This window comes from Fodinicola feengrottensis (assembly GCF_010993775.1).
GTDB lineage: Bacteria > Actinomycetota > Actinomycetes > Mycobacteriales > HKI-0501 > Fodinicola > Fodinicola feengrottensis.
The window spans coordinates 15852-37185 of the sequence record NZ_WOTO01000073.1; the positions used below are offsets into that span (position 1 = coordinate 15852).

The 21334-nt window shown below is 67.6% G+C and carries 21 protein-coding genes and 6 pseudogenes; 11 read left to right on the forward strand and 16 right to left on the reverse strand.

The window, feature by feature from the left end; genetic code table 11:
- The first annotated feature begins 85 nt into the window (after positions 1-85).
- Complete coding sequence (locus GNX96_RS42560; protein ID WP_279582989.1) at positions 86-1330, forward strand: FAD-dependent oxidoreductase; 1245 nt, start codon at positions 86-88, stop codon at positions 1328-1330.
- On the opposite strand, the gene ltrA is transcribed toward GNX96_RS42560, so the two are convergent.
- Complete coding sequence (ltrA, locus tag GNX96_RS42565; RefSeq protein ID WP_163573228.1) at positions 1327-2814, reverse strand: group II intron reverse transcriptase/maturase; 1488 nt, start codon at positions 2812-2814, stop codon at positions 1327-1329. The two genes, GNX96_RS42560 and ltrA, sit on opposite strands and share 4 nt — an antisense overlap.
- Positions 2815-3412: 598 nt before the next feature.
- On the opposite strand from ltrA, the gene GNX96_RS42570 reads away from it, so the two are divergent.
- Together GNX96_RS42570 and GNX96_RS42575 are read left to right on the forward strand one after the other, a co-directional pair.
- Positions 3413-3877 (forward strand): aromatic-ring hydroxylase C-terminal domain-containing protein, encoded by a 465-nt coding sequence (locus GNX96_RS42570; protein WP_163573229.1) that lies wholly within the window; start codon positions 3413-3415, stop codon positions 3875-3877.
- A gap of 186 nt (positions 3878-4063) precedes the next feature.
- Positions 4064-4816 carry a MerR family transcriptional regulator gene (locus GNX96_RS42575; RefSeq protein WP_163573230.1) on the forward strand — a complete coding sequence of 251 codons (753 nt, stop codon included), beginning with the start codon at positions 4064-4066 and terminating at the stop codon, positions 4814-4816.
- A 47-nt stretch (positions 4817-4863) separates the two neighbouring features.
- Here GNX96_RS42575 and GNX96_RS42580 read toward each other — a convergent pair whose 3' ends face one another.
- Together GNX96_RS42580 and GNX96_RS59555 are read right to left on the reverse strand one after the other, a co-directional pair.
- On the reverse strand, positions 4864-5526 hold the full coding sequence (locus tag GNX96_RS42580; protein WP_279583001.1) for an alpha/beta fold hydrolase: 663 nt from the start codon (positions 5524-5526) through the stop codon (positions 4864-4866).
- Positions 5527-5548: 22 nt separating this feature from the next.
- Positions 5549-5665 (reverse strand): annotated as a pseudogene (locus GNX96_RS59555) (alpha/beta fold hydrolase); the annotation flags it as partial.
- Between GNX96_RS59555 and GNX96_RS59560 the strand changes: the two are divergent.
- Positions 5654-5785 carry a hypothetical protein gene (locus tag GNX96_RS59560; RefSeq protein ID WP_279583002.1) on the forward strand — a complete coding sequence of 44 codons (132 nt, stop codon included), beginning with the start codon at positions 5654-5656 and terminating at the stop codon, positions 5783-5785. The pseudogene GNX96_RS59555 and the gene GNX96_RS59560 overlap by 12 nt on opposite strands.
- A 450-nt stretch (positions 5786-6235) precedes the next feature.
- On the opposite strand, the gene GNX96_RS42585 is transcribed toward GNX96_RS59560, so the two are convergent.
- Together GNX96_RS42585 and GNX96_RS42590 are read right to left on the reverse strand one after the other, a co-directional pair.
- On the reverse strand, positions 6236-6484 hold the full coding sequence (locus GNX96_RS42585; protein WP_163573231.1) for a glutaredoxin family protein: 249 nt from the start codon (positions 6482-6484) through the stop codon (positions 6236-6238).
- 6 nt (positions 6485-6490) lie between these two features.
- Positions 6491-8047, reverse strand: coding sequence for an AMP-binding protein (locus GNX96_RS42590; protein WP_163573232.1), 1557 nt, complete (start codon positions 8045-8047; stop codon positions 6491-6493).
- Between the two features lie 152 nt (positions 8048-8199).
- Here GNX96_RS42590 and GNX96_RS42595 point away from each other — a divergent pair, with 152 nt between their 5' ends.
- Together GNX96_RS42595 and GNX96_RS42600 are read left to right on the forward strand one after the other, a co-directional pair.
- Positions 8200-8928: a sigma-70 family RNA polymerase sigma factor gene (locus GNX96_RS42595; protein ID WP_279582990.1), complete on the forward strand. Its 729-nt coding sequence runs from the start codon at positions 8200-8202 to the stop codon at positions 8926-8928.
- 313 nt (positions 8929-9241) lie between these two features.
- Positions 9242-9895 carry a hypothetical protein gene (locus GNX96_RS42600; RefSeq protein WP_279582991.1) on the forward strand — a complete coding sequence of 218 codons (654 nt, stop codon included), beginning with the start codon at positions 9242-9244 and terminating at the stop codon, positions 9893-9895.
- A gap of 1 nt (position 9896) precedes the next feature.
- Here GNX96_RS42600 and GNX96_RS42605 read toward each other — a convergent pair whose 3' ends face one another.
- On the reverse strand, positions 9897-10052 hold the full coding sequence (locus GNX96_RS42605) for a hypothetical protein (protein ID WP_163573234.1): 156 nt from the start codon (positions 10050-10052) through the stop codon (positions 9897-9899).
- A 123-nt stretch (positions 10053-10175) separates the two neighbouring features.
- Here GNX96_RS42605 and GNX96_RS42610 point away from each other — a divergent pair.
- Positions 10176-11019 (forward strand): annotated as a pseudogene (locus GNX96_RS42610) (HAD family hydrolase).
- A gap of 192 nt (positions 11020-11211) precedes the next feature.
- On the opposite strand, the pseudogene GNX96_RS42615 reads toward GNX96_RS42610, so the two are convergent.
- Together GNX96_RS42615 and GNX96_RS59565 are read right to left on the reverse strand one after the other, a co-directional pair.
- Positions 11212-12140 (reverse strand): annotated as a pseudogene (locus GNX96_RS42615) (lysophospholipid acyltransferase family protein).
- A gap of 286 nt (positions 12141-12426) precedes the next feature.
- A complete protein-coding gene (locus GNX96_RS59565) occupies positions 12427-12843 on the reverse strand; it encodes a Rossmann-fold NAD(P)-binding domain-containing protein (RefSeq protein WP_279582992.1) in 417 nt (138 codons plus the stop codon).
- A 96-nt stretch (positions 12844-12939) separates the two neighbouring features.
- On the opposite strand from GNX96_RS59565, the gene GNX96_RS59570 reads away from it, so the two are divergent.
- On the forward strand, positions 12940-13122 hold the full coding sequence (locus tag GNX96_RS59570) for a hypothetical protein (protein ID WP_279582993.1): 183 nt from the start codon (positions 12940-12942) through the stop codon (positions 13120-13122).
- A 16-nt stretch (positions 13123-13138) separates the two neighbouring features.
- Here GNX96_RS59570 and GNX96_RS59575 read toward each other — a convergent pair whose 3' ends face one another.
- From GNX96_RS59575 to GNX96_RS42630, 3 genes are all read right to left on the reverse strand, one after another.
- Complete coding sequence (locus GNX96_RS59575) at positions 13139-13492, reverse strand: NAD-dependent epimerase/dehydratase family protein (protein ID WP_279582994.1); 354 nt, start codon at positions 13490-13492, stop codon at positions 13139-13141.
- 166 nt (positions 13493-13658) lie between these two features.
- Positions 13659-13757, reverse strand: coding sequence for a 30S ribosomal protein bS22 (locus GNX96_RS42625; RefSeq protein WP_012854759.1), 99 nt, complete (start codon positions 13755-13757; stop codon positions 13659-13661).
- A 156-nt stretch (positions 13758-13913) separates the two neighbouring features.
- The gene (locus GNX96_RS42630; RefSeq protein WP_163573235.1) at positions 13914-14120 is read right to left on the reverse strand and encodes a helix-turn-helix domain-containing protein; all 207 of its coding nucleotides are present in this window, start codon (positions 14118-14120) and stop codon (positions 13914-13916) included.
- 286 nt (positions 14121-14406) lie between these two features.
- Between GNX96_RS42630 and GNX96_RS42635 the strand changes: the two genes are divergently transcribed.
- Positions 14407-14550: a hypothetical protein gene (locus tag GNX96_RS42635; protein WP_163573236.1), complete on the forward strand. Its 144-nt coding sequence runs from the start codon at positions 14407-14409 to the stop codon at positions 14548-14550.
- Between the two features lie 515 nt (positions 14551-15065).
- Here GNX96_RS42635 and proC read toward each other — a convergent pair.
- Together proC and GNX96_RS42645 are read right to left on the reverse strand one after the other, a co-directional pair.
- Entirely contained in the window at positions 15066-15875 is an 810-nt protein-coding gene (gene proC / locus GNX96_RS42640) for a pyrroline-5-carboxylate reductase (RefSeq protein WP_163573237.1), read from the reverse strand.
- Positions 15872-16815: pseudogene (locus GNX96_RS42645) on the reverse strand (proline dehydrogenase family protein). Before GNX96_RS42645 ends, proC begins: the two are co-directional and overlap by 4 nt.
- A 105-nt stretch (positions 16816-16920) precedes the next feature.
- Here GNX96_RS42645 and GNX96_RS42650 point away from each other — a divergent pair.
- Positions 16921-17613 (forward strand): helix-turn-helix transcriptional regulator, encoded by a 693-nt coding sequence (locus GNX96_RS42650; protein ID WP_163573238.1) that lies wholly within the window; start codon positions 16921-16923, stop codon positions 17611-17613.
- Between the two features lie 85 nt (positions 17614-17698).
- On the opposite strand, the gene GNX96_RS42655 is transcribed toward GNX96_RS42650, so the two are convergent.
- Positions 17699-18457, reverse strand: coding sequence for a class I SAM-dependent methyltransferase (locus GNX96_RS42655; RefSeq protein WP_163573239.1), 759 nt, complete (start codon positions 18455-18457; stop codon positions 17699-17701).
- Between the two features lie 12 nt (positions 18458-18469).
- Between GNX96_RS42655 and GNX96_RS42660 the strand changes: the two genes are divergently transcribed.
- Entirely contained in the window at positions 18470-19063 is a 594-nt protein-coding gene (locus GNX96_RS42660) for a CGNR zinc finger domain-containing protein (protein WP_279582995.1), read from the forward strand.
- 323 nt (positions 19064-19386) lie between these two features.
- Here the strand turns inward: GNX96_RS42660 and GNX96_RS42665 are convergent.
- A pseudogene (locus GNX96_RS42665) lies at positions 19387-20215 on the reverse strand (sugar phosphate isomerase/epimerase family protein).
- Between the two features lie 178 nt (positions 20216-20393).
- Positions 20394-21331: pseudogene (locus GNX96_RS42670) on the reverse strand (Ppx/GppA phosphatase family protein).
- Positions 21332-21334: the final 3 nt, after the last annotated feature.

Genomic DNA, 21334 nt, shown 5'->3' on the forward strand with positions numbered 1-21334 from the left:
GTCACACACTATAGACAGCAAACTTAGACTGAGTACATAATTCAACCGGCGCGAGAGCAGCGCTCTTACATAGAGGAGGACCCTGATGTCGTACGACGCCATCGTCATCGGCGGCGGACCGGTCGGTCTGCTGCTGGCCATAGAACTGCGGCTCACCGGCCTGACGCCGGTTGTCCTGGAGCGGCTGACCGAGCCCGACCAGACCATCAAGGCCGGTGCCATCCACGCGATCACCGGCGACGCACTGAACCGGCGTGGGCTGCACGACGCGCTCGCCGCTGGCCAGCAGCAGACCGTCAAGGAAATGCTGCGCCTGTTCACCGGCGACGACACGGAACTGGACGACGCGGCCGCTGAGGCGGCCATGAAGAAGTTCGCAGGTAACGCTCCGAGGGGCCATTTCGCCGGGATTTTCAAGCTGGACGCCACAAAACTTTCCCAGCTCGGCGTACCGACCACTGGTACGCCGCCGATCGTGATGGTCCCGCAGCCGGTCCTGGAGGCAGCGCTCGGCCAACGCGCCAGCGAGTTGGGCGTCGAAGTCCGGCACGGGTGCGAGTTGACCGGGCTGGCGCAGGACGACGAGGGCGTCACGGTCAGCGTCAACGGCCCGGACGGCTCGTACGAGCTGCGGGCCGGCTATGTGGTCGGCTGCGACGGCGGCGGCCGGAGCCGGGTCCGCAAGCTCACCGGCTTCGACTTCCCGGGCACCGAACCGGCGATCACCGGTCACCAGGCGCTGGCGATCATCGAGGGCGCCGAGAAACTGGCACGCGGGTGGAACCGGACGGAGACCGGGATGATGGTCTACGGCCCGTCGCCGGAGCGCGTACTCACCGTGGAGTTCGACGGCCCGCCGGCCGACAGAGAGGAGCCGGTCTCAGTCGAGGAGCTGCAGGCGAGCGTACGCCGGGTCAGCGGCACCGACGTGACGATCAAGGAGATCATTTCGGCGACCCGCTTCACCGACAACGCGCGCGCTGCGAGCACGTACCGAATCGGCCGGGTGCTGCTGGCCGGCGACGCCGCTCACGTACATTCGCCGTTCGGCGGGCAGGGGCTCACGCTGGGCCTCGGCGACGCGTTGAATCTCGGCTTCAAGCTCGCGGCGGTGGTCCGTGGCCGAGCCGGCGATGAGCTGCTGGACACGTACACCGCGAGCGGCATCCGGTGGCCCTGCGCGTACTGGCCACACACCCGCGCGCAGAGTAGGGTCGGCACAGGGCGCGGTGCCGATGTGGCCACCGGTCCGTTTCCCTGCGCCGCCCTCCGAACCCGACGTGCCGGTCTCCCGGCATCGGGCTCTCCGCGTGTCTTGGCCACTGGTTAGCCGTTGGTGGCTGCTGGTTTGGGGGACCATGGGGTTGCGATGGTGTTGCCGCGGTAGCGGTAACGTGTGATGGCGACGCTGGATGCGCCGCTGAAGATGGTCCCGTTGTGGGCGAATCGCCATCCTCTGTCGCAGAACCGGCGGCGGAGTTCGGTCATTCCGAGCTGGTGTTTGCCTGCGTACTTGGCACGTATCCAGCGCATGATCCGCTTCCATGTGAAGCTGTCGATCGCGTTGAATACAGCCGCAGACACGCCGTGTCGGAAATAGTTCGCCCATCCCTTCAATGTCCGGTTGAGACTGACGAGCAGTTCATCCAGGTCCATGTGCCGGGTTGACCTGTACGTCTTGGCCTTTACCTTGCCCTTGATCGACGCGATGGCCTTCTTGGACGGGATGGTGTAGACGTACTGCTTCTGCGTTCCTGGTTTGCGCATCCGACGGATGTGGAAGCCGAGGAAGTCGAAGCCCTCATCGATATGGACAACACGGGTTTTCTCCGGTGCCAGCTGTAACCCCAGAAGGTCGAGTACAGCTGCCACCTCCTCCCGCAGTGTCTCGGCGTGGTGGCGCTGCCCGTCCACCATGAGGACAAAATCGTCCGCATAGCGAATGAGTCTCCACACGCCGAGGCCATTACGTCTGCGTTTGCTCCGCTGGTATGCGGTTCCCATCTCCCGGTGCCATTGCTGGGCAAAGTGCTCGTCCAGCGCGGACAAGGCGATGTTCGCCAGCAGCGGAGAGAGGATTCCGCCCTGCGGGGTCCCGGTCACTGTTTCTTCCCGATCGCCGGACGTCGTCATGACCCCGGACTTCAGGAAGGCCTTCACCAGCGCGCAGACTCTCTTGTCCTTGATTCTCGCCCGTAGGCGACACATCAAAGCCGTATGCGATATTTCATCGAAACAGGCTTTGATGTCCGCCTCCAATATCCAGTGGTAATTCCTGGGGTTGGTGGCGAAAAGATGAATCTCGGCAACAGCGTCGTGTGCGCGCCGGTTCGGGCGAAAGCCATACGAGCACGGTTGGAAATCCGCCTCGAAGATGGGCTCCAGCACCGCTTTGAGGCTTGCCTGGACTACGCGATCGGCGACAGTGGGAATCCCGAGTTTCCGGACTTTCCCGGTCGTCCCCTTGGGGATCATGACCTGTCGTACTTCGATCGGCCGGAACTCACCGGATTTCAGCGAGTCACGGATATAGCCCAAGAACTCCCCGACCCCGACCCGAGTCTCGATCCAGGCCACGGTGGCCTTGTCGACACCCGGAGTCCTCGCCCCAGCGTTGTTGGACACGCGTTCCCACGCGTACATAAGAAACGCTGGAGCGTAGACGACGAGGTTGAACAGGTCACCAAACCGGCGAGAGGAACGTTCTCCCGCCCAATGGTGCAGTTTGGTCTGCATCCTCCGTACCGTGCCGCGAGCCGAATCGGGATCCGGCCACAACACAGCGCCGGTATTCACCGACACGTCTTCGGACATTGCATTCCCTCCCTAACTGACACGCTGCCGCCCTTCCCCATGCGCCAGGCTTTCCCCGGCTCGGAGTACTACGGCGGCTCCGCCCCATCCGCGCCTTCGGTCGGCATCGGACCTATCCGCACCCCGACCCTCTGGTCGAAGGCTTGGCGCGGAGCGGTCACGGACGGTTCCCACGTTCACTGCTGTTCGGTTGACGGGTTAGGCACCCGGCTTTGCCCCTGCGGCATCGCCACGGCTACGCCGTAGACAATTCACCATGGCCTCCCGCCCAGACTGCGAAGACCCAGACAAGGAGTTCCCCACCCGCAAAAGGTGGGTGCGCGCCGCGTTCCAGCCCGTATCCACCGGATTTGAGCTGGCGCCATGTTAAGAGGCGTAACAACACCGGTTCCTCGCGTATACCTTCCCGTCTTGCTCACCACGCCCGGCCCATCCGGCAGTACCGAGCCGACGCGACTTTGTCGAGGCTGCTCCCACCCTCACCGACGACCCTCGGCTCAGGCTGCCTCCAGCTTCACTCCGCCACTACGATGACGAAGAGATGGATGGTCTCTCACCCCCATCCGATACAGCAGCGCCTCGTGGCGCACTCGCACTTATGGCACCCGGCGACCACACGTCGGCGTTACGAGACCTCTTCATCGACCTTATGGACCTCGGTGACGTGAACCAATATTTGCTGGAGCTGATTGGCGGGATCGGCATCCGGTACGAGGTGGGGCAGAGCGACGACGCCCTGCGGGCAGGGCGCTTCTTCTTCGACCTGGCGCTGACCGTCGACGGCGAGCGAGTGCAGTTCGCCGACCTGTGCCAGCGCGGCGAGGCCGTCCTCCTGGACCTGGCGGACTCCCCCGACGTACGCGCCGCTGCCGCCGACTGGGCGGACACCGTTAGCGTCGTACGCGCGCGTACCGATGAGCTGCCGGACCTCGCTGCTGTGCTCGTACGCCCCGACGGCTATGTCGCCTGGTCGCTGCCTGCTGGCGCCGCCTTCGACGCCGAGACCCTGACCGTGTCCCTCACCCGCTGGTTCGGCACCGCCCCGGTCCGGCAACCCGCCTGATCCGGCTCGGCCCGTACGGTCGCGATGCCTCATCGCGTGCGCCCGGCGCACGCGATGAGGTATCGCGGCCGTCGCTGTGTGTGACCTGGAGCATCGCGAATAAGACTTGCAGTTGACGTAACGTCAACCTCTAACGTTCTCGGTGGGCCGGAAAGGCCGGCCCTGGAGGACGGAATCGAGCGCGCGATGAGCTGGTCGATCGCCGAGGTGGCGCGGATGTCGAAGGTGACTTCCCGAACGCTGCGGCACTACCACGACATCGGGCTGCTGGCGCCCGCGCGAAGGGGCGCCAACGGCTACCGCTACTACGAGCAGCCGCAACTGCTCCGGCTGCAGGAGATCCTGCTGCTGCGCGAGCTGGGCCTGGACCTTGACTCGATCGGCCAGATCGTGGCCGGTGAGCAGGACCAGCTCAGCGCGTTGCGTCGGCACTATGGCTGGTTGCAGAGCGAGCGTGAGCGGCTGGCCGAGGTGGCGCGCACGGTCGAGGACACCATCAGAAAACTGGAAGGAGGTGAAGAAATGACAGCCGAACAGCTCTGGAACGGGTTCGACCCGAACTCCGAGAAAGCCCGTGCGCTGGCGGCGGAGGCCGAGGAACGCTGGGGCCCCCAGGTGGCCACCGTGAACCGAAAGGTCGCCAAATGGTCAAAGGAGAAGTGGGCTCAGATCCAGCAGCAATATGGCGACGCCAGCCAGCGGATCGCCGAGCTGATGGACGCCGGCTTACCGGCCGACGATCCGCAGGTCATCGAGGCGGTCGACGGACATTTCCAGTGGTTGCTGAACTTCTGGACGCCGAACCGTCAGTCCTACGCGGGACTTGGCGACCTTTACGCCGACGATCCGCGGTTCGCGGAGCAACTGAACGCCGTACGACCCGGGTTCGCCGAATTCATGCGGCACGCCATGACGGCCTACGCGCTCGTACGACTGTAGGACTGAGGTCGCGGGGAGCTGCAGATCCCCCGACCTGACTTACCGAGTTAACCGTCCTTTTCCAGCAATCGACAGAGATCGGCGCACAGCGCGACCGGCTGTTGCTCGGCGATGAAGTGGCCGCACTGGTACGTGACGGTGCTCAGATTCGTCGCCCAGCTCGCCCAGATTTTGGCCGGGCCAAAGGGGAGCACCTGCTCTCCAGGGTCCTGCCAGCCGGCCAGCACCGGCATCCGCAGCCGGCGACCAGCACCTGCGTCTGCCTGGTCGTGCCCCGGATCGATGAACGCACCGGCCCGATAGTCGGCACAGATCGCCGCGATGGTCTCCGGTTTGCGGCAGGCGGCCAGATAGGCGGCCCGTACGTCGGCCGTCAGCTGACCCGGTGGGCTCTGCCAACTGTCCAGGAAATGCCCGAAAAACAGGTCCGGGTCGGCCGCGATCATCCGCTCCGGCAGGTCCGGCGGCTGCGCGAGGAACGGCAGGTGGGCGGCGAACACCGTGCCCACCCCGGACAGCGCCGGCCACAGGTCACCCTGCGGAATCACGTCCAGCACAGCGATCTGGCTGATCGCCGCCGGGAAGTCGAGCCCCAGCCGGAATGCGACCAAGGCACCCCGATCGTGGCCAACGACGGCGAACCTCTGATAGCCGAGCTCGTCCATCAGCCGTACGAACAAGGCCGCTGTCGATCGCCGTATCCGGCCCACTCGTCGAATCGCCGTAGCCGGGAAGGTCAGCGCAAACGACGGTGTGGCCGGTCGCCAGCGACGGTGCGACCCGCTGCCAGATCAGGTGCGTCTGCGGAAATCCGTGCAACAACAACACCGGTGGCCCATGGCCGCTCATCGCGACCTGAAAGTCGACACCGTCGACCTTCACGCGCCGATATTCGAACTCGCTGATCCGCATGACCTGACCATCGCAGCGAGGTACGGCAATTCCGCGGCCCTGCCCAGTGCGCTGTGACAATCGGATTCCGATTGTGCAGGTCTACCTAGGGTGCGGCGCGAAACTGTCGTACCGTCGTGAAATTTTGAGCCCCCGCCCTTCAGAAGGGTGGGGGGTGGGTGGCGGGTTTTCATTACGTAAGTTGACGCGCGCGCGAGATAAGCGCGCGTTCAACCCGGCCAGAACGCACTGGCAGCGAGCCGGGACGCTCTGGCGGCCAGCCTCCAACGGCTCGAACAGCTGGTCGCCGGCGCCGATGACGCGGAAATGCCCGATTGTGACTTTGTTGCCCATCTGCCGCCCCGGAGTGGGCAACAAAGTCACAATCGGACACCTCCATTGAATGTCCGATTGTCACAGCCAGAATCACTTTCGCAGCTCAAGGACCTCGTTGTTACAATCGGAATCCGATTGTCACGACGGCGCTAACCGACCGGCCGCGTAAGGGCCGGTCGATGCAGCAGCCAGTCAGGATTCGAGGTCGCGGATCAGCCGGGCTTCCTCGACTCGCCAGAAGCCGTGTTCGGCGCCGTCGAGCAGCACCACCGGCAGCCGGTCGCCGTACTCGATCCGCAGTTCGTCGTCGCCGTCGGCATCCACCGCCCGCCACCGTACCCCGGTCTTCTGATGCACCCGGACCATCGCCTCGTGCGCGTCCTCGCACAGGTGGCAACCGACCCGGGTGAGCAGCGTGACTTCGTGATCCTCAGCAGCCATAAGGACTCAATTATCCGCCGGCTCGCGGAGCCGCGCTTTGGCCACCTTCCCGGTCGCCGAATGCGGCAACGTGGAGACGAAGTCGACCGCGGTCGGGCATTTGAACCGGGCCAGCGACCGGGCACAGAACTGCTCGACCTCGTCGGCGGTCAGCGTCGCGCCCTCGGCCAGCACCACCACGTACGCCTTGACCGCCTGGCCCGTGTACGGATGGTCGACGCCGAGCACCGCGGCCTCCTCGATGGACGGGTGGCCAAGCAGCACGTCCTCGATCTCACGCGGATAGACGTTGAACCCGGAGACCAGGATCAGCTCCTTGATCCGGTCAACCAGGAAGAGGTCGCCGTCGTCGTCTCGGTAAGCCACGTCACCGGTCGACCACCAACCCTGCGAGTCCGGGCCGCCGGCGCCGTCCGGCCAGTATCCGGAGAACAGGTGCTGGCCGCGTACGACGATCTCCCCGGGCTCGTCGCCACCAGGCACCAGATCCTCGTCGTCGTCATCTTCGTCGTCTCCGACGTCGCGTCCGGCCGGATCGACCAACCGTAACTCGACTCCGGGCAGCTCACGGCCGATCGAGCCGGGCTTGGGCACCTCGCACATCAGCGTCGACGACAGCACCGGAGCGGTCTCGGTCAGCCCGTACCCCTCGAAGACGTGCTGCCCGGTCGCGTCCAACAAGCGGCGCTGAGCGGCCTGGTCGAGCGGCGCCGCACCGCTGACCGCGAGGCGTACGCCGGAAAAGCACTCGGCGAGCTCGGGAAGCAGCGACCACGCGAGGAACATCGGCGGCGCACCGATCACGTTGGTGATCCCCCGCTCCTGGATGGCCTTCAACGACCCCACCGGGTCGAACCGCTCCATAAGAACCGCTGAGCAGCCCGTACGAGCAACCATTCCCAGGCCCGGGTTCAGCCCGAAGATGTGGAACATCGGCACCACCAGCAACACCACGTCGTCGGTCTGCAGGACCGCCGGCTGGATGCTGGCGCACTGGTCCAGGTTTGCCAGCAGGGCCCGGTGCGAGAGCATCGCGCCCTTCGGCCGGCCGGACGTGCCGGAGGTATACATAAGGACCGCCAGATCCTCACCGCCACCAGCGGCCGGCACTGGCTTGCCGCGGCCGCTGTTGATCAGCTCGGCGAGCCCCTGACCAGCAGTGATCCGGTGCCGTAAGGCCGGTGGCGGCTCGTCGAGACCGGTCACCGTGTCGATCACCGAACCGGTCCCGATCAGCGCGCTCGCCGCCGAGTCGGTGAGGATCCAGGACAGCTCGCGGCCGGTGTACGACGGATTGACTGGCAACGCGGTCAATCCGGCTCGCAGGGCGCCGAAATACGCCACCGGGAAGTCCAGGCCATTGGGCAGCGCGATCGCCACTCGGTCCCCGGCCCGCAGGTCGAGCTCACCGGTGAAGGCCGCGGCCGCGGCGTCGACCGCCGCGTCCAGCTGGGCCCACGTGAGGCTCTGCTCGCCGAACGTCAGGGCGGCCTGGTCCGGGCTGCGATGCGCCACCTCCCGTACCAGGTCCGCGAGGTTCGACCCGGGCTCGTCGTCGTTCACGGAGCACCCTCCGACCAGCTGTGGATAACGGCGCACGGCTGTGACACCCAACACGTATTATCAGCCCTGAGTTTGCCGTCCGGCTGCCGGCTCGCTCGCGTCGATCAGCAGCAGCACCGGTCGTTTCCACCTCGCAGAGGAGGGTGCGCGGGATGACGTCTTTCCTCGGCACCCTCACCTCCGGTGCCGGTGGCACGCTCCCCGCGAAAAGCCCCGAAAGGGACGCCTGGGCACTTGTCGACCGCGTGCAGGCCGGCGACGCGGAGGCATTCGGCCTCATCTACGACCGGTATGTCGACGAGATCTACCGCTTCGTCGCGTACCGAGTGGCTGGCCGCGCGCTGGCCGAGGACCTGACCAGCGAGACGTTCGTACGAGCGCTGCGCCGCATCTCCAGCCTGCAGTGGCGCGGCCGCGATCCGGGCGCCTGGCTGATCACGATCGCCCGCAACCTGGTCGCCGACCACTACAAGTCCAGCCGGCACCGGCTGGAGATCAGCACCGGCGACGTGGCCAGTTGCCTGACCGCCGGTGCCGAGTCCACCCGCGCCGAGGACGGCCCGGAGCGAGCCGTGCTGGCCGCGCTGACCGCCGCCGAGCTCCAGGCCGCGATCGCCCGACTGTCCGCCGAGCAGCGCGAATGCGTCACCCTCCGGTTTCTGCACTGCCTGTCTGTCGACGAGACGGCGGCCGCGATGGGGCAAGAACACCGGCGCCGTGAAGGCCCTGCAATACCGGGCCGTACGAGCCCTCGCCCGCCTGCTGCCCACCCCTGGCTAACGGCTGCACAATCGGATTCCGATTGTACGAGTGCAGCACGTACGCCCTCGGGCAGATTTGGCCCACCCAAACGGGCGCAGTCCTCGACGTTTCGCTGTTAGGACCACGACAACAGCGTCAAGTTCGCGGCGCTCGGTGTCGAGTGCGGCACAATGTCCCGCAGTCGACGTCGAGTGCGGGACATTGTGCTGCGGTCGATGAGCCGATACCTGTCCAGTGGCACGAAAAGTGTGGCACTCGGGGGAAAGAAAAACAGACACGTATGACAATTTCGCGCCCCACCCTACTTCCGCTGCTGTGACAGCCAGTCACAGAAAATATCTGAAAAGGAGACTGACTGACCGTCACTATTCGGCGGGGTTCGCCGTTGATCACTGCGAGGGTGGGACGACGGACGGGGAAGGAACGACGGTGGTGTGGCGCTGGCGTCACGGGCCGGCCCGGGAGCGGCAGGTGGTGGAGGCTTTCGCGGTCTTTGCCGAGGATCCGTCGGGCGGCGGGTACGAGGAGCGGCTGCTTGGCGCGCTGCGACGCGCGACCGTGCCGGCGGGCGGTCCGGATCCGGAGTTTCGGCGGCAGCTGCGGAGCCAGCTGACGGCGTTGGCGGCGGCGCCGGTCCGCAGAAGGTATCCGCGGATCGCGATGATGGCCGTCGCGGTCGCGGTGGCGATGCTCGGGACGGCCGCCGTGACGATCGACCGCGACGGAGCTTCGGCGTTCGCCCTGCAACGGCAGGCGGAGGCCGCTGAGCTGGCCCTCGCGCCCCTCACCCCGCGCGCGGCTGCCCAACTGCACCTGAGCCTGGCCAGCAGCGGCCTGCGGGCGCTCCGGGCAGTACGTACGCCCCCAAGGAGCAGTCGATGGCCAGGCGATCGCGGACGAGCTGGCCGGCGTCGACGACTCGACCCGTGCAGCCGCTCGCATCCTCGCGGCGGCGGCCGCGCTGGCCCGCGGCGATCGGGCTCCGCTGGACATCATCGACGCGTTCACCGCCGGGCAGCTGGCCGCGCTCGCCGGCCTCGACCTCGCGCTGCCGGCCGGGCAGGCCGGCGCCGTCAGGCGATCTGAGTCACTGCTGCGCCGGATCGCCGCGCGGTCCCACCAGTTGCGGCACTCGGTGGCCTGCGCGTACGGGTACGCCGGCCCTTCCGGAAGTGACGATCTCGGTGCCCAGCCACCCAGCTGTGCCGCTGGCGGCCCGGTGGTCGCTGCCGACCGGTGACACCCTCGCTAGGGTGAGGTGGTGACGCCGATTCTGCGCCGACGGCGCCCGAACGCCGGGCAGTTCTCGCCGGCCGTCGCGGCGCCGGCCGCCGGCGACCGGAACGTCGACGAAGACGTACGCACCATGGTCGCCGGTGCGGCCAGTGCCGCGGCCGCCTCCCAGGCCGCCGCCACCAGTGCGGTGGTGCCGTCCGACCCCACCGCGGCCGCTTTCTTCGACTGCGACAACACCATGATGGTGGGCGCGTCGATCTTCCACTTCGCTCGCGGTCTCGCCGCCCGGAAGTTCTTCACCAGCCGCGACCTGGCCAAGATGGCCTGGTTCCAGCTGCACTTTCGAGTCCGCGGCCGAGAGAACCGGGACCAGATGCATGTGGCCCGCGAGCGCGCGCTCGCGTTCGTGGAGGGTCGCCGGGTCGCCGACATTGTGCGGTACGGCGAGGAGATCTACGACGAGCTGATGGCCGAGCGGATCTGGTCCGGCACCCGTGCCCTCGCCCAGCTGCACCTGGATGCCGGCCAACGGGTCTGGCTGGTGACCGCCACCCCGGTCGAGCTGGCCCAGATCATCGCCCGCCGGCTCGGCCTGACCGGCGCGCTGGGCACCGTCTCCGACGGACGGCGTCTACACCGGCCGGCTGCTCGGCGAGATGCTGCATGGCCCTGCCAAAGCCGAGGCGATCCGCGCGCTGGCCGAGCGAGAGGGCTTGGACCTCTCCCGCTGCACCGCGTACAGCGACTCCTTCAACGACATGCCGATGCTCACCGCGGTCGGCCGGGCGGTGGCCGTCAACCCCGATCACGACCTGCGCGACGAGGCCCGGTCGCGGGGCTGGAAGGTGCACGACTTCCGCACCGGCCGCAAGGCCGTCAAGGTCGGTGCTCCCGCGGTAGCCGGCGCCGGGCTGGTCACGGGTGCGGCGATCGCCGCGGTTGCCCTGCGACGGCGCCGCCACCGCTCCCGCTGACCATCCCTGCAGCCACCATCGGCAAGGTCACCTACTTGCCGCCTCACCTCCGCGGCGCGCGGTGCCCTCTCGCGTCCGACTGATTTTTTTTTTCTCGCGCGCGCGTCCTCAAACCCACCCCCCACCCGACACTGGGTGGGGGCTAGAAAAAAACAGTGTGGGTACGACAGTTTCGCGCCGCACCCGTTCCTCTCAACCGAAGACGGTGCGGCGGGTGAGCAGTAGCCGGTAGAGGGTCTGCTGGATGGTTTCGCGGACCTGGTCGCCGAGGTTGAGCACCAGCATCGGGTCGTCGACCGGGTCCGGGAGGTCGCTGGTCGGGATCGGGGTGCCGAACTCGATGATCCACTTGCTCGGCAGCGGCACCAGCCCGAGCGGGCCGAGCCACGGGAACGTCGGGGTGATCGGGAAGTACGGCAGTCCGAGCAGTCGGGCCAGGATCTTCACGTCGGCGAGCTTCGGATAGATCTCCTCCGAGCCGACCACCGACACCGGGATGATCGGTACGCCGGAGTGCAACGCGGCGGTGACGAAGCCGCCGCGACCGAACCGCTGCAGCTTGTAGCGTTCGGAGAACGGCTTCCCGATGCCCTTGAATCCCTCCGGGAAAACGCCGACCAGCTCCCCGCCGGACAGCAGCCGCTCAGTCCGTCCTCGTTACAGGCCAGCGTGCCGCCGGCCTTGCGTACGACCGGGCCGACGACCGGCGTGGAAAACACCAGATCGGCGCCGAGCGTACGCAGATGGCGCTTCGCGGGATGCTTGTCCAGCAACGCGAGCATGATCATCGCCGCGTCCAACGGCATCATCGTGCCGGCGTGGTTGCCCACCAGCAGCGCGCCGCCTTTGGCTGGCACGTTGTGCAGGCCGTTAACGTCCACCCGGAACCAGCGTTCGAACAGCGGCCGGACCAGCGGCGCCATCACGTTCTCGGTGAGGTCCGGGTCGAAACCGAACTCGTCGACCTGGTAGTCGCCGGACAGCCGCCGCCGGACGAACGCCAGCGCCCCGGCCACGAACCGCTCGACGCCGTCGGCGGGAGCGTCCGACCCGGCAGCCGCGTCGGGCTCCTCGCGCGTCTGCGGCGGGCGGGTCGGCGCCGGTTCGCCGACCGGTTTCATCGGCTTGTGGACCGGCTCGATGCCGTTGTACGGCGCGGTGTCCGGCCCTACCGCACGCAGTTCCTCCACCGTCGGGATCACCTGGCGGCGCGGTAACCGGCTGCCCGTACGGGACGCCAGCCGATCGCCGGGGCCAGGCTTTCGCGCGGCGGCCTTCTCGGCCGGACCAGTGGCCGCGGAGGCCGAGGTCCGGCGCGTACCGTCGCCGCGAGCGGGCAGCGGGATGACCCGGCCACGGCGCTTGCCTGTTGACTCTTTCGGCCCGGCTTCGACGAAATCGTCGTCCTCAGACATTGCTGGTCCCCCTGCCGGTCCGCATGCTGCGCAGCCACGCCAGCGCTGTCCCCTCCAGCTCGGCGAGCGCGTCCGAGCCGATCAGCGCGGTCAGGTCGTGGCTGCGTACGAAATCGTCGAAGGCCTCCGGCGTGCTGAAATGCGGCCGAAAACCGAGCTCCCGAGTCGCTTTCGAGGTGTCCACCACCCGGCCGTACTGCAGGAACCGGACCTGGTCCGGCGACAGCTCGGCGCGGCCGCCGAGCCGGCTGAGGCCGCTGCCCAGCACCGAGGCCGCCGACGACGGCAGCGGGACCGGCACCCGCCCGGCCCGGCGCAGCGCCTGAGAAAGCAGCAGCACGCCCGGGCCGGCGATGTTGTACGAGCCGTGATGCTGGCTTTTGGTGACCTTCTCCAGCGCCGACAGCACATCGGCGACGTGCGCGAACTGGATGCGCGGTCGAAGTCGAAGCCCAGCACGGTCGGCGTGACCGGGCGACTCAGATAGCGCGTGAAAGTGTTCTCGATGCCCGGGCCGAGCATCTCGGCGAAGCGCAGCATGGCGACCGCCACGTCCGGGCGGCGACGGGCGAAACCGCGGACATACTGCTCCACATCGAGCGCGTCCCGGCCGGCACCGCTGGCCGGCGGCGACTTCGGCTCGGCGTCCTCGGTGAAGAACGCCGGATCACGCGGCGACGAGCCGTAGACCTCGGTCGTCGACTTCACCACGAACCGGCGCAGGCTAGCCGCCTTCTGCAGGCCGCGAGCAGCTGCATCGCGCCGATGACGTTGATTTCCTTCATCGCCGCCCGGCCGCCGACGCCGTCGGAGTTGGCGAGCAGGTTCAGGTGCACGACGGTGTCGACGTTCGCCGAGGAGACCACCTTGGCGATCAGCGGGTTGCGGATGTCCGCCCGCACGAACTCCGTACGGCCGAGAGTGCCCAGCACGTCCCCACGTGGCGGGGCGGTGTCCACCCCGATAATCCGCTCGATGGAGTCGTCGGCCGCGAGCTTCGCGGCAAACCGGCTGCCCAGCGGTCTGCCGACCCCGGTGATGAGGACCACTCGGGGCATCCGGCCTCCTCAAGGACAGGTTGCCCCGATCCTACGAGCCCGGTCATTGCCCCGGGATAGACGGGGTATGTCGACGTTGTTGCGACCTGAAGTCACCGTACGACGACGGCCGGTACGCGAAACTCCGAACGCACCGGCCGTGGGACCAGACAGGGCCTAGCGAAAACTACTTCTTGTTGCGTCGCTGGACGCGGGTCTTCTTCAGCAGCTTGCGGTGCTTCTTCTTCGCCATCCGCTTGCGGCGCTTCTTGATTACCGAGCCCATGCGTAGCCTCTCGAAAACTCAACTGGGGTAAGCCAACATGACAACCGACCGAGGATACCAACCGGCCGGCGACGACCGGCGTGCGCGGTGCGTATCAGCGCACGGCACACCGGGCGGACCGGACCCCGTACCGGCCGCCCGTCCGTCGCCGATCTCTCAGGCGGTGTCCGTGAACGCCTCCTTCAAGTACTGGTGAACAGCGTTCTCCGGCACCCGGAAAGAGCGCCCGACGCGAACCGCGTTGAGCTCTCCGGAATGCACCAGACGGTAGACGGTCATCTTGGAGACGCGCATCAGCGACGCCACCTCGGCAACAGTGAGGAACCGGACTTCCGCCAACCCTTTTTCTCTCGAAACAGCCATGCGACACCGACTCTCCCGCACGCGTCGCGCGCCGGCTTCCCCTCCGGCGCGTCGGACACACACGTGCTAGAAGCACAGTAGCGTTACCAGTGTGACTCGCGCGATCCCTCTCCCCCGGCCGGAGGCGGACCGGCCATTACCACAGCACACTCCGCAGACCGGACACGACACGCGTTTGTGCAGATGAACATCGATATGCGCGGTGTGTGATCGCGCGGACACCGTATGCCTGCTATTAATGGCCGACGGCGGATTTTTGGGGGCAGACGATGGACCCCCGACAGACGTGGACGGCGCGGTCCAGTGCCTGCACCCCAACCCGGCCAAGTCGGCACCTCCGCTGGATCGCCGGCTGTACGACATCACCCGGGCAGCCATCTTCGACGCCGTGCCCACCACCGGCCGCGGCGGCTGCTCGCCGCCGCACTGAGCACCGAGGTCGCCCGCGCGCACACCACCGGGCACGTACGTCACCACCTCGGTCGGCTGGTGCACGACGCTGGTCAAGCTGGACCTGCTGGCTCGCGGGCAGTTGCTGCGCGTGCCCACCGAGGGATGCCCCGCCTTCTTCGCCGGCCACGCCCGCGCCGCTGACACTTCTCGCGGTTTGTACGAGCAAGGAATGCGACCGAGCGGCGCCCGGTGAGTTCGGCACCCCCCCATTGTCGGACTCATGCGCGTATTTTGCATCCAGTCTGACCTGGCCGGTCCGGTCGTGGCCGTGGCTCGGGCCGGCCTGATCGCCGGTCCACGGTGACCACGACCGTGGAGTCGGAGCGCGCGCTTACCTGTACGCGTTACTTACGTGACGTCTAAAACCCACGTACCCACCCCCCGCCCTTTGAAGGGAGGGGGCTCAAAATTTCACGGCGGTACGACAGTTTCGCGCCGCACCCTATGTAGACCTACACAATCGGATTGTGCGCCGGTTGACGCGAGCGGCGGTCAGTCGTAGAGCTTGCCGAGCTCCACCGATCGGTCCCGCGCGGCTTCGATGGCCTCCAGGAGGGCGGCCCGGACGCCGTGTTTCTCCAGTTCCTTGATCGCCATGATCGTGGTGCCGCCGGGCGACGTGACGCCCTCGCGGAGCTGCACCGGGTGCTCGCCGGAGTCGCGGAGCATGACCGCGGAGCCGAGCGCGGTCTGCACGATCAGGTCGGCGGCGATGGCCCGCGGCAGGCCGAGCAGGATGCCGGCGTCGATCATCGCCTCGACCAGGAAGAAGAAGTACGCCGGGCCGGAGCCGGACAGCGCGGTGACCGCGTCCAGCTGGTTCTCCGGCAGCCGCAGCACCTTGCCCACCGGAGAGAAGATCTTCTCGGCGGCGGCCAAGTGGTCGGCGTTCGCGTACGCACCGGCGGCGACCACGCTCATGGCCTGGTCGACCAGCGCCGGGGTGTTCGGCATCACCCGCACCACCGGCACACCCTCACCGAGCTGCCGCTCGACGTAGCCGGTCGGGATGCCGGCGGCGACCGTGACGATCAGGTGGTCACTGGTGACTGCCGGCGCCATTTTCACGAGCAGTTCGCCCATGTCCTGCGGCTTGACGGCGATCAGCAGAGTGTTGGCGAAAGCGGCCGCCTCGGCCAGGCTCAGGTCGCGGACGCCATATCGCTGGTAGAGAGATTCGGCCCGCTCCTGGAATTTCTCCACCACGACCACGTCATCGGGTCGTACGCCCGAGCGGAGCAGACCGGCAAGCAGCGACTCCCCGATCTTGCCAGCGCCAATAATCCCGAGCCGGTCGGTCACTTGCGGCCCACCAGGGCCCGGAGGAAGAGTGCGGTGTTGGCCGGGCGTTCGGCCAGCCGGCGCATCAGGTAGCCGTACCACTGAGTGCCATAAGGCACGTACACACGCACCGCATACCCAAGCTCGGCCAGCCGGCGCTGCTCGACCGGCCGCACGCCGTAAAGCATCTGAAACTCGAAGGTGTCGACCGGCCGGTCGTACCAGCGGACCCGGTCCTCCAGGATCGCCACCAGTCGCGGGTCGTGGGTCGCGAACATCGGGTAGCCGCCGCCGGCCAGCAGCACGTTGGCGCAGCGTACGTACGACCGGCTGACCTCCAGGTCGGACTGGTAAGCGACCGACTCGGGCTCGTCGTACGCCCCCTTGCAGAGCCTGATCCGGGAGCCGGCGACCGCGAGGTCACGGCAGTCGGCCTCGGTGCGGCGCAAGTAGGCCTGCAGGACAGCGCCCGTCTCCGGGAAGTCCTTGCGTACGCGCAAAAGCAGGTCCAGCGAGGCGTCGGTGGTGGTGTGGTCTTCCATGTCGATGGTGACCGTCGTGTCAGCCCGCGTCGGCGGCCCGGCAGATCGCCAGCACATTGTCGGAGGCGAGCTTCTCGTCCAGCAGCATGCCCAGCGCCGACAACTTGACGCTGACCTCGGTCGGCGGGGTCAGCCCGGCGGCGCCGAGCGCGCCGAGCAGTTCGACATAGGCCTCGGTGGCGGCCCGGGCCTGGCCAGCGTCCTCGGTGTCCTCGCCGAGAAAGTCCAGCGTCACCGCGAGGCCGTCATGCACCAACGCCCGACTCGCGTCGATCGATCGCGTCCTCAGTGGTCGTACCGGCGACAAACCGGCGAACCACCGACCGGCTGACCGGCGCCGCACTGACGAGCTGCTCCAACTGCGGGCTGCGGGCCGCAGCCAGAATCGCCGAACGCATCATGCCCTCGAGGGTAACCATCGGCGCCGGACCCCGCTGACCCGCATCCCACCTGGTCCGAAACGATTCGCTGGTCCGGGTCTACCTAGGTAGACTTTCAAAGTCTACCTAGGTAGCGTTTTGGGCGTGACCAGACGCGCGGACTCCTCACCTCAGACGCTGGCCGTGTTCGAGCTGCTCCAGGCCGAGCCCGCGCGGTGGTGGCACGGGTACGACATCGCCAAAGCCACCGGCCTGCGCTCCGGCACGCTCTATCCGCTGCTCGTACGACTCGCCGACCACGGCCTGCTGGAGGCGCACTGGGAGTCGGATCCGCCGACCGGCCGGCCGCGCCGACATCTCTACCGACTGACCACGCAAGGAATGGCCCGCACTGAGGAGGCTTGTACGCCCCTAGTGTCTGCCGGCCGGAACGCCCCGGACGCCTACCGTGGCCGCGTGAATATTGAGTGGATCGAGCCGTCGGCGGTGGCCGAGGTCGTACGAGCAGCGCGCGCCGACGGCTTCGAGGTATACGTCCTGTCGACGACTGGCGAGTCCGATCGCCAGGCGTTCTTCGATGCCGTACGAACCGGCTGCCCGCTCGACCCGCCGCTGGTCAGCGCCCGCAGTTGGGACGCGATGATCGACTCACTGTCCGGCGGGCTGTTGGTCGTCGACGCGGTCCGGATCGCGATCGTCTGGTCCGGATCGGCGGCCATCCGAGCGGACAACCCCACCGAGTTCGAGGTCGCCCTGTCCGTGCTCACCGCCGTGTGCGACCGCCTCGCCACCGCAGCACGGCACCGCAAATCTGTCCGCCTCTACGTCGACCACTAACCACCACGCTCGGAGAGTTAGTCCGCAACGCCCCGCCGCTTGCGTGAAGTGCAAGAAACGGGGCGTTGCGGACGAAAGAGCGGGCTCAGCGGACGGCGGCGAAGGTGGCGTCGCGGTGGCCGCGCCAAATCAGACCGGCCTCGGCGAATCCAGCCGATCGGAGCGCCTCCAGGTGCCAGGTCACGTCCGGGTTGAAGTCGGTGTGAGCGTGATTCCCACCAAAGAGTTCGTTCCGCTCGCGTACGAGGTCAGCGACGGCAGGCTCGTGGCCGAACCGCTCCCACCAACCCGGCCAGGTGTCCACTCCCTGGTCATAGCGCTCGTTCCGGCGCCCCTGGGCAAGCGACGCCAAAGCCGCGGTCAGCCCGGGAATCCCGGGGTCCTCCATATGGTCGGCGTTCATAAAGACTCCGCCCGTACGCAGCACCCCACGTACCTCCGCGTAGAGCTCCCGCAGCCGCTCGGAGTTGATCCAGTGCAGCGCGGTGGCGGTGAGGACAGCGTCGAATTCCTTGTACGGCAACGCATCCAGCCAGCCGGAGGTGCCCAGGTTCGCGGCCACCACGTGACCGCGATCGCCGAGGCTGCCGCGCGCGATCGTCAACAGGGAGCGGTCGGCGTCAAGCACCACGGTCTCCGCGTTCGGCCACCGGGCCAGCAGTCGGAGGCTGATCGAGCCGGTGCCGCCGGCCAGGTCGAGCACCCTGGGCGGCCGGTCCGGGGTGACCGCCTCGACCACGCCCAGCATCGCCGCGATCCGCTCCTCCCGGTCGGGCATGAACGCCTCCTGTTGGGAGTCCCAACTTGCCTGCCAGGCGGCGAAATCGAGGGTTTCAACGGTCATCCGAGCCTCCCAATGAGTAATGGTCATTATTGCGATCTGATCCTTACGTTAGGGGATGGCGGTAAGGTTCACAAGTGGACGCAGAGACTTACGCGCACCAAGGCATCAAGCTGGCGAACGCGCCGATGGCCAGCACCGAGGATCTGGTCGCGCTGCTGGCCGACAAGCCCTGGTGGCACGACAAGCTGCGCCGCCAGGGACGTGTCCGAACTCGCCGCCGCCGTACGCGCGGGCCTGCGCGAAGTCTTCGAAATCGCCGCCGGTGGCGACAACCTGGGCGCCGTCGACGCGCTGAACGCACTGCTGGAGGCGCATCCGATCCGGCCGCGGATCTCCGGCCACGACTCCGGCCTCTGGCACCTGCACGTGACCGGCCATGGCGCCGGCATCGGCGCTGAGTACGGCGCTGGGGCGGTCTGGGGGCTCGCCGTCGCGTTCACCAAATGGGGCGCAACCAGGTTCGGGCTGTGCAGCGGCAACGGCTGCGACAACGTCTACCTGGACACTTCCACGAACGCGTCCCGCCGGTTCTGCTCAGACCGCTGCGCCACCCGCGCCCACGTGGCCGCCCACCGCGCCCGCAAGCGCGCCCAGGCCGCCAACTGATCGCCCGATTGTCACGCCGCTGCGAATCGCGCGCAGCTCAGGCCCCTGCCGTTGTGACAATCGGATTCCGATTGTGCAGCCGCCCATAGCGGTGCGGCGCGAAACTGTCGTACCCCTCCGGCAGATTTGCCCCCACCCAGTGACGGGTGGGGGGCGGGTTCGAGGACCAATGTTCAACTAAAAATCAAGGTCCACCTCTCAACCCACCCCCGCCCGTTCAAAGGGAGGGGGGGGAAAGAAAAACAGACACCTACGACAATTTCGCGCCGCACCTACCTTCTAGGCGGCTGGTTTTTCGTCACGTCAATCCGGTAAGGACGAAATCAGGCGCCGGTGCGGGCTGGGGCGGCCAGGTGCAGGCGGGCGAAGGCGAGTGCCTCGGCCAGGTCGGCCTCGCGGCGTTCCCGGCTGCCGGCCGAGCGGGTGCTGACCTCGACGATCACCGCGCCGGTGAACGACTGGCCGGCGAGCTGCTCCAGCAGCGGGCCGCAGGGTTGGTTGCCGCGGCCGGGCAGCATGTGTTCGTCGCGGCCGAGGCCGGTGCCGTCGCCGAGGTGGATGTGCACCAGGCCCTCGCCCATCCGCTCGGCCAGCTCCAGCGGGTCGGTACGGGGACACCGCGGTGTGCGAGCTGTCCAGGCAGAAGTGCTTGACGTCCAACGTGGTTGGGTCCCAGGTCGGCGCGTACGGGGAGAACTCCCGGCCACGCGCCCGCAGCGGATACATATTCTCCACCGCCAGCATCACGTCCGTGCCGGCCTGCAGCTTCTGCACGCCCTCCTCGAAGCCGTTGATGTAGTCGCGCTGCCAGCGAAACGGCGGATGCAGCACCACGGTCGGCGCACCTAGCCGCTCGGCCGCGTCGATCGACCGGCGCAACCGCTCCCACGGATCGGTGCTCCAGACCCGCTGGGTGATGAACAGGCAAGGCGCGTGAATCGCCAGCACAGGCACGTCGTAGTGGTCCGCGAGAGTGCCCAGCGCGTCCGCGTCCTGGCTGACTGGATCGGTCAGCACCATGATCTCGACGCCGTCGTAGCCCAGCGAGGACGCGATCTCGAAGGTCGCCGCGGTCGACTCCGGATACACCGAGACGCTCGACAGCCCTACCGCCGCGCCCGGCACCCGAACACCGTGCTCTTCGAGGTCCATAACACTCATTCCCGGCACACTCACGACATCCAGCCTACGACCCAAGGCTCGCACGGATGTTTTACGTCCCGGGTCACTCCACCCAAAGACTCCCTAAGAATCGCCCTACTAGCCGGTAGATCCGCCAACCACCAGGCGGATGGCGCACCGCCCCACCAAACCGGACTTCCCGAGGCGGCTAACTTCCGTCCAACCAGTCGAGGCGGCGCAGGATGACACCTTCGCGCAGGGCCCAGGGGCAGATGTCGAGGCGGTCGGCTTTGAAGGCGTTCATCGCCGCCTCGGCGACCACCGCGCCGGCCAGCAGCTGGTGCGCCCGGGCGGCGCTGACGCCGTCCAGTTCGGCGAGGTCGGCGGACGACATCCGGGAAATGAAGGCGACCACCTGCCGCAACCCGACGGCGGTCAACGACCGCGGCGCGTACGGGCCGTCGACGCTGGGAGCCGCGCGCACAGACAGCCGGGCAAGCGACCGGAAGGCCTTGGACGACGCGACCACCCGGTCGGCTGGTTCGATCTCGGCCAGCGCCTTCAAGGCGGGCTTGAGCTCCTCATCCACGTACGCCCGCAGCGCGGCCACCTGTGCTTTGCTCGGCGGGTCTCCGCGCAGCCGCTCCCGGGTCAGCCGGCCGGCGCCCCCAGTGGCAGCGACAGCGCCGCGTCCGGCTCCTCGTCGATGCCGGTGGCCACCTCCAGCGACCCGCCGCCGATGTCCAGGCTGAGCAGCCGCCCGGCCGACCAGCCGAACCACCGCCGGGCCGCGAGGAACGTGAGTCGCGCCTCGGTCGGGCCGTCCAGCACCTTCAGGTCGACACCGGTTGCCCGCAGCGCTCGCGCGAGCACCTTCTCGCCGTTGCGGGCATCTCGTACGGCCGAGGTGGCGAATGCCATCAGGTCGTCGCAGTGCAGCCGGGCCGAAGCCTTGACGGCGGAGGTCAGCGCCTCGGTGAGCGCCGCTTCCCCCGCCGCTGACAGGCCGCCGTCGTCATCGATGTGCTCGGCCAACCGCAGGACGGACTTCTCCGAGTAGGCCGGTGTCGGCCGGGCACCCCGGTGCGCGTCGACGACCAGCAGATGGACCGTGTTCGATCCAACGTCGAGGACTCCCAGGCGCATACT

Excerpts from the sequence above, each read along its gene's own strand:
- GNX96_RS42560 (WP_279582989.1), top strand. The coding sequence starts at position 86 with ATGTCGTACGACGCCATCGTCATCGGCGGCGGACCGGTCGGTCTGCTG.
- ltrA (WP_163573228.1), bottom strand. The coding sequence starts at position 2,814 with ATGTCCGAAGACGTGTCGGTGAATACCGGCGCTGTGTTGTGGCCGGAT.
- GNX96_RS42570 (WP_163573229.1), top strand. The coding sequence starts at position 3,413 with ATGGCACCCGGCGACCACACGTCGGCGTTACGAGACCTCTTCATCGAC.
- GNX96_RS42575 (WP_163573230.1), top strand. The coding sequence starts at position 4,064 with ATGAGCTGGTCGATCGCCGAGGTGGCGCGGATGTCGAAGGTGACTTCC.
- GNX96_RS59560 (WP_279583002.1), top strand. The coding sequence starts at position 5,654 with ATGGCCGCTCATCGCGACCTGAAAGTCGACACCGTCGACCTTCACGCG.
- GNX96_RS42585 (WP_163573231.1), bottom strand. The coding sequence starts at position 6,484 with ATGGCTGCTGAGGATCACGAAGTCACGCTGCTCACCCGGGTCGGTTGC.
- GNX96_RS42595 (WP_279582990.1), top strand. The coding sequence starts at position 8,200 with ATGACGTCTTTCCTCGGCACCCTCACCTCCGGTGCCGGTGGCACGCTC.
- GNX96_RS59570 (WP_279582993.1), top strand. The coding sequence starts at position 12,940 with ATGCCCGGGCCGAGCATCTCGGCGAAGCGCAGCATGGCGACCGCCACG.
- GNX96_RS59575 (WP_279582994.1), bottom strand. The coding sequence starts at position 13,492 with ATGCCCCGAGTGGTCCTCATCACCGGGGTCGGCAGACCGCTGGGCAGC.
- GNX96_RS42625 (WP_012854759.1), bottom strand. The coding sequence starts at position 13,757 with ATGGGCTCGGTAATCAAGAAGCGCCGCAAGCGGATGGCGAAGAAGAAG.
- GNX96_RS42630 (WP_163573235.1), bottom strand. The coding sequence starts at position 14,120 with ATGGCTGTTTCGAGAGAAAAAGGGTTGGCGGAAGTCCGGTTCCTCACT.
- GNX96_RS42655 (WP_163573239.1), bottom strand. The coding sequence starts at position 18,457 with ATGACCGTTGAAACCCTCGATTTCGCCGCCTGGCAGGCAAGTTGGGAC.
- GNX96_RS42660 (WP_279582995.1), top strand. The coding sequence starts at position 18,470 with ATGAGTAATGGTCATTATTGCGATCTGATCCTTACGTTAGGGGATGGC.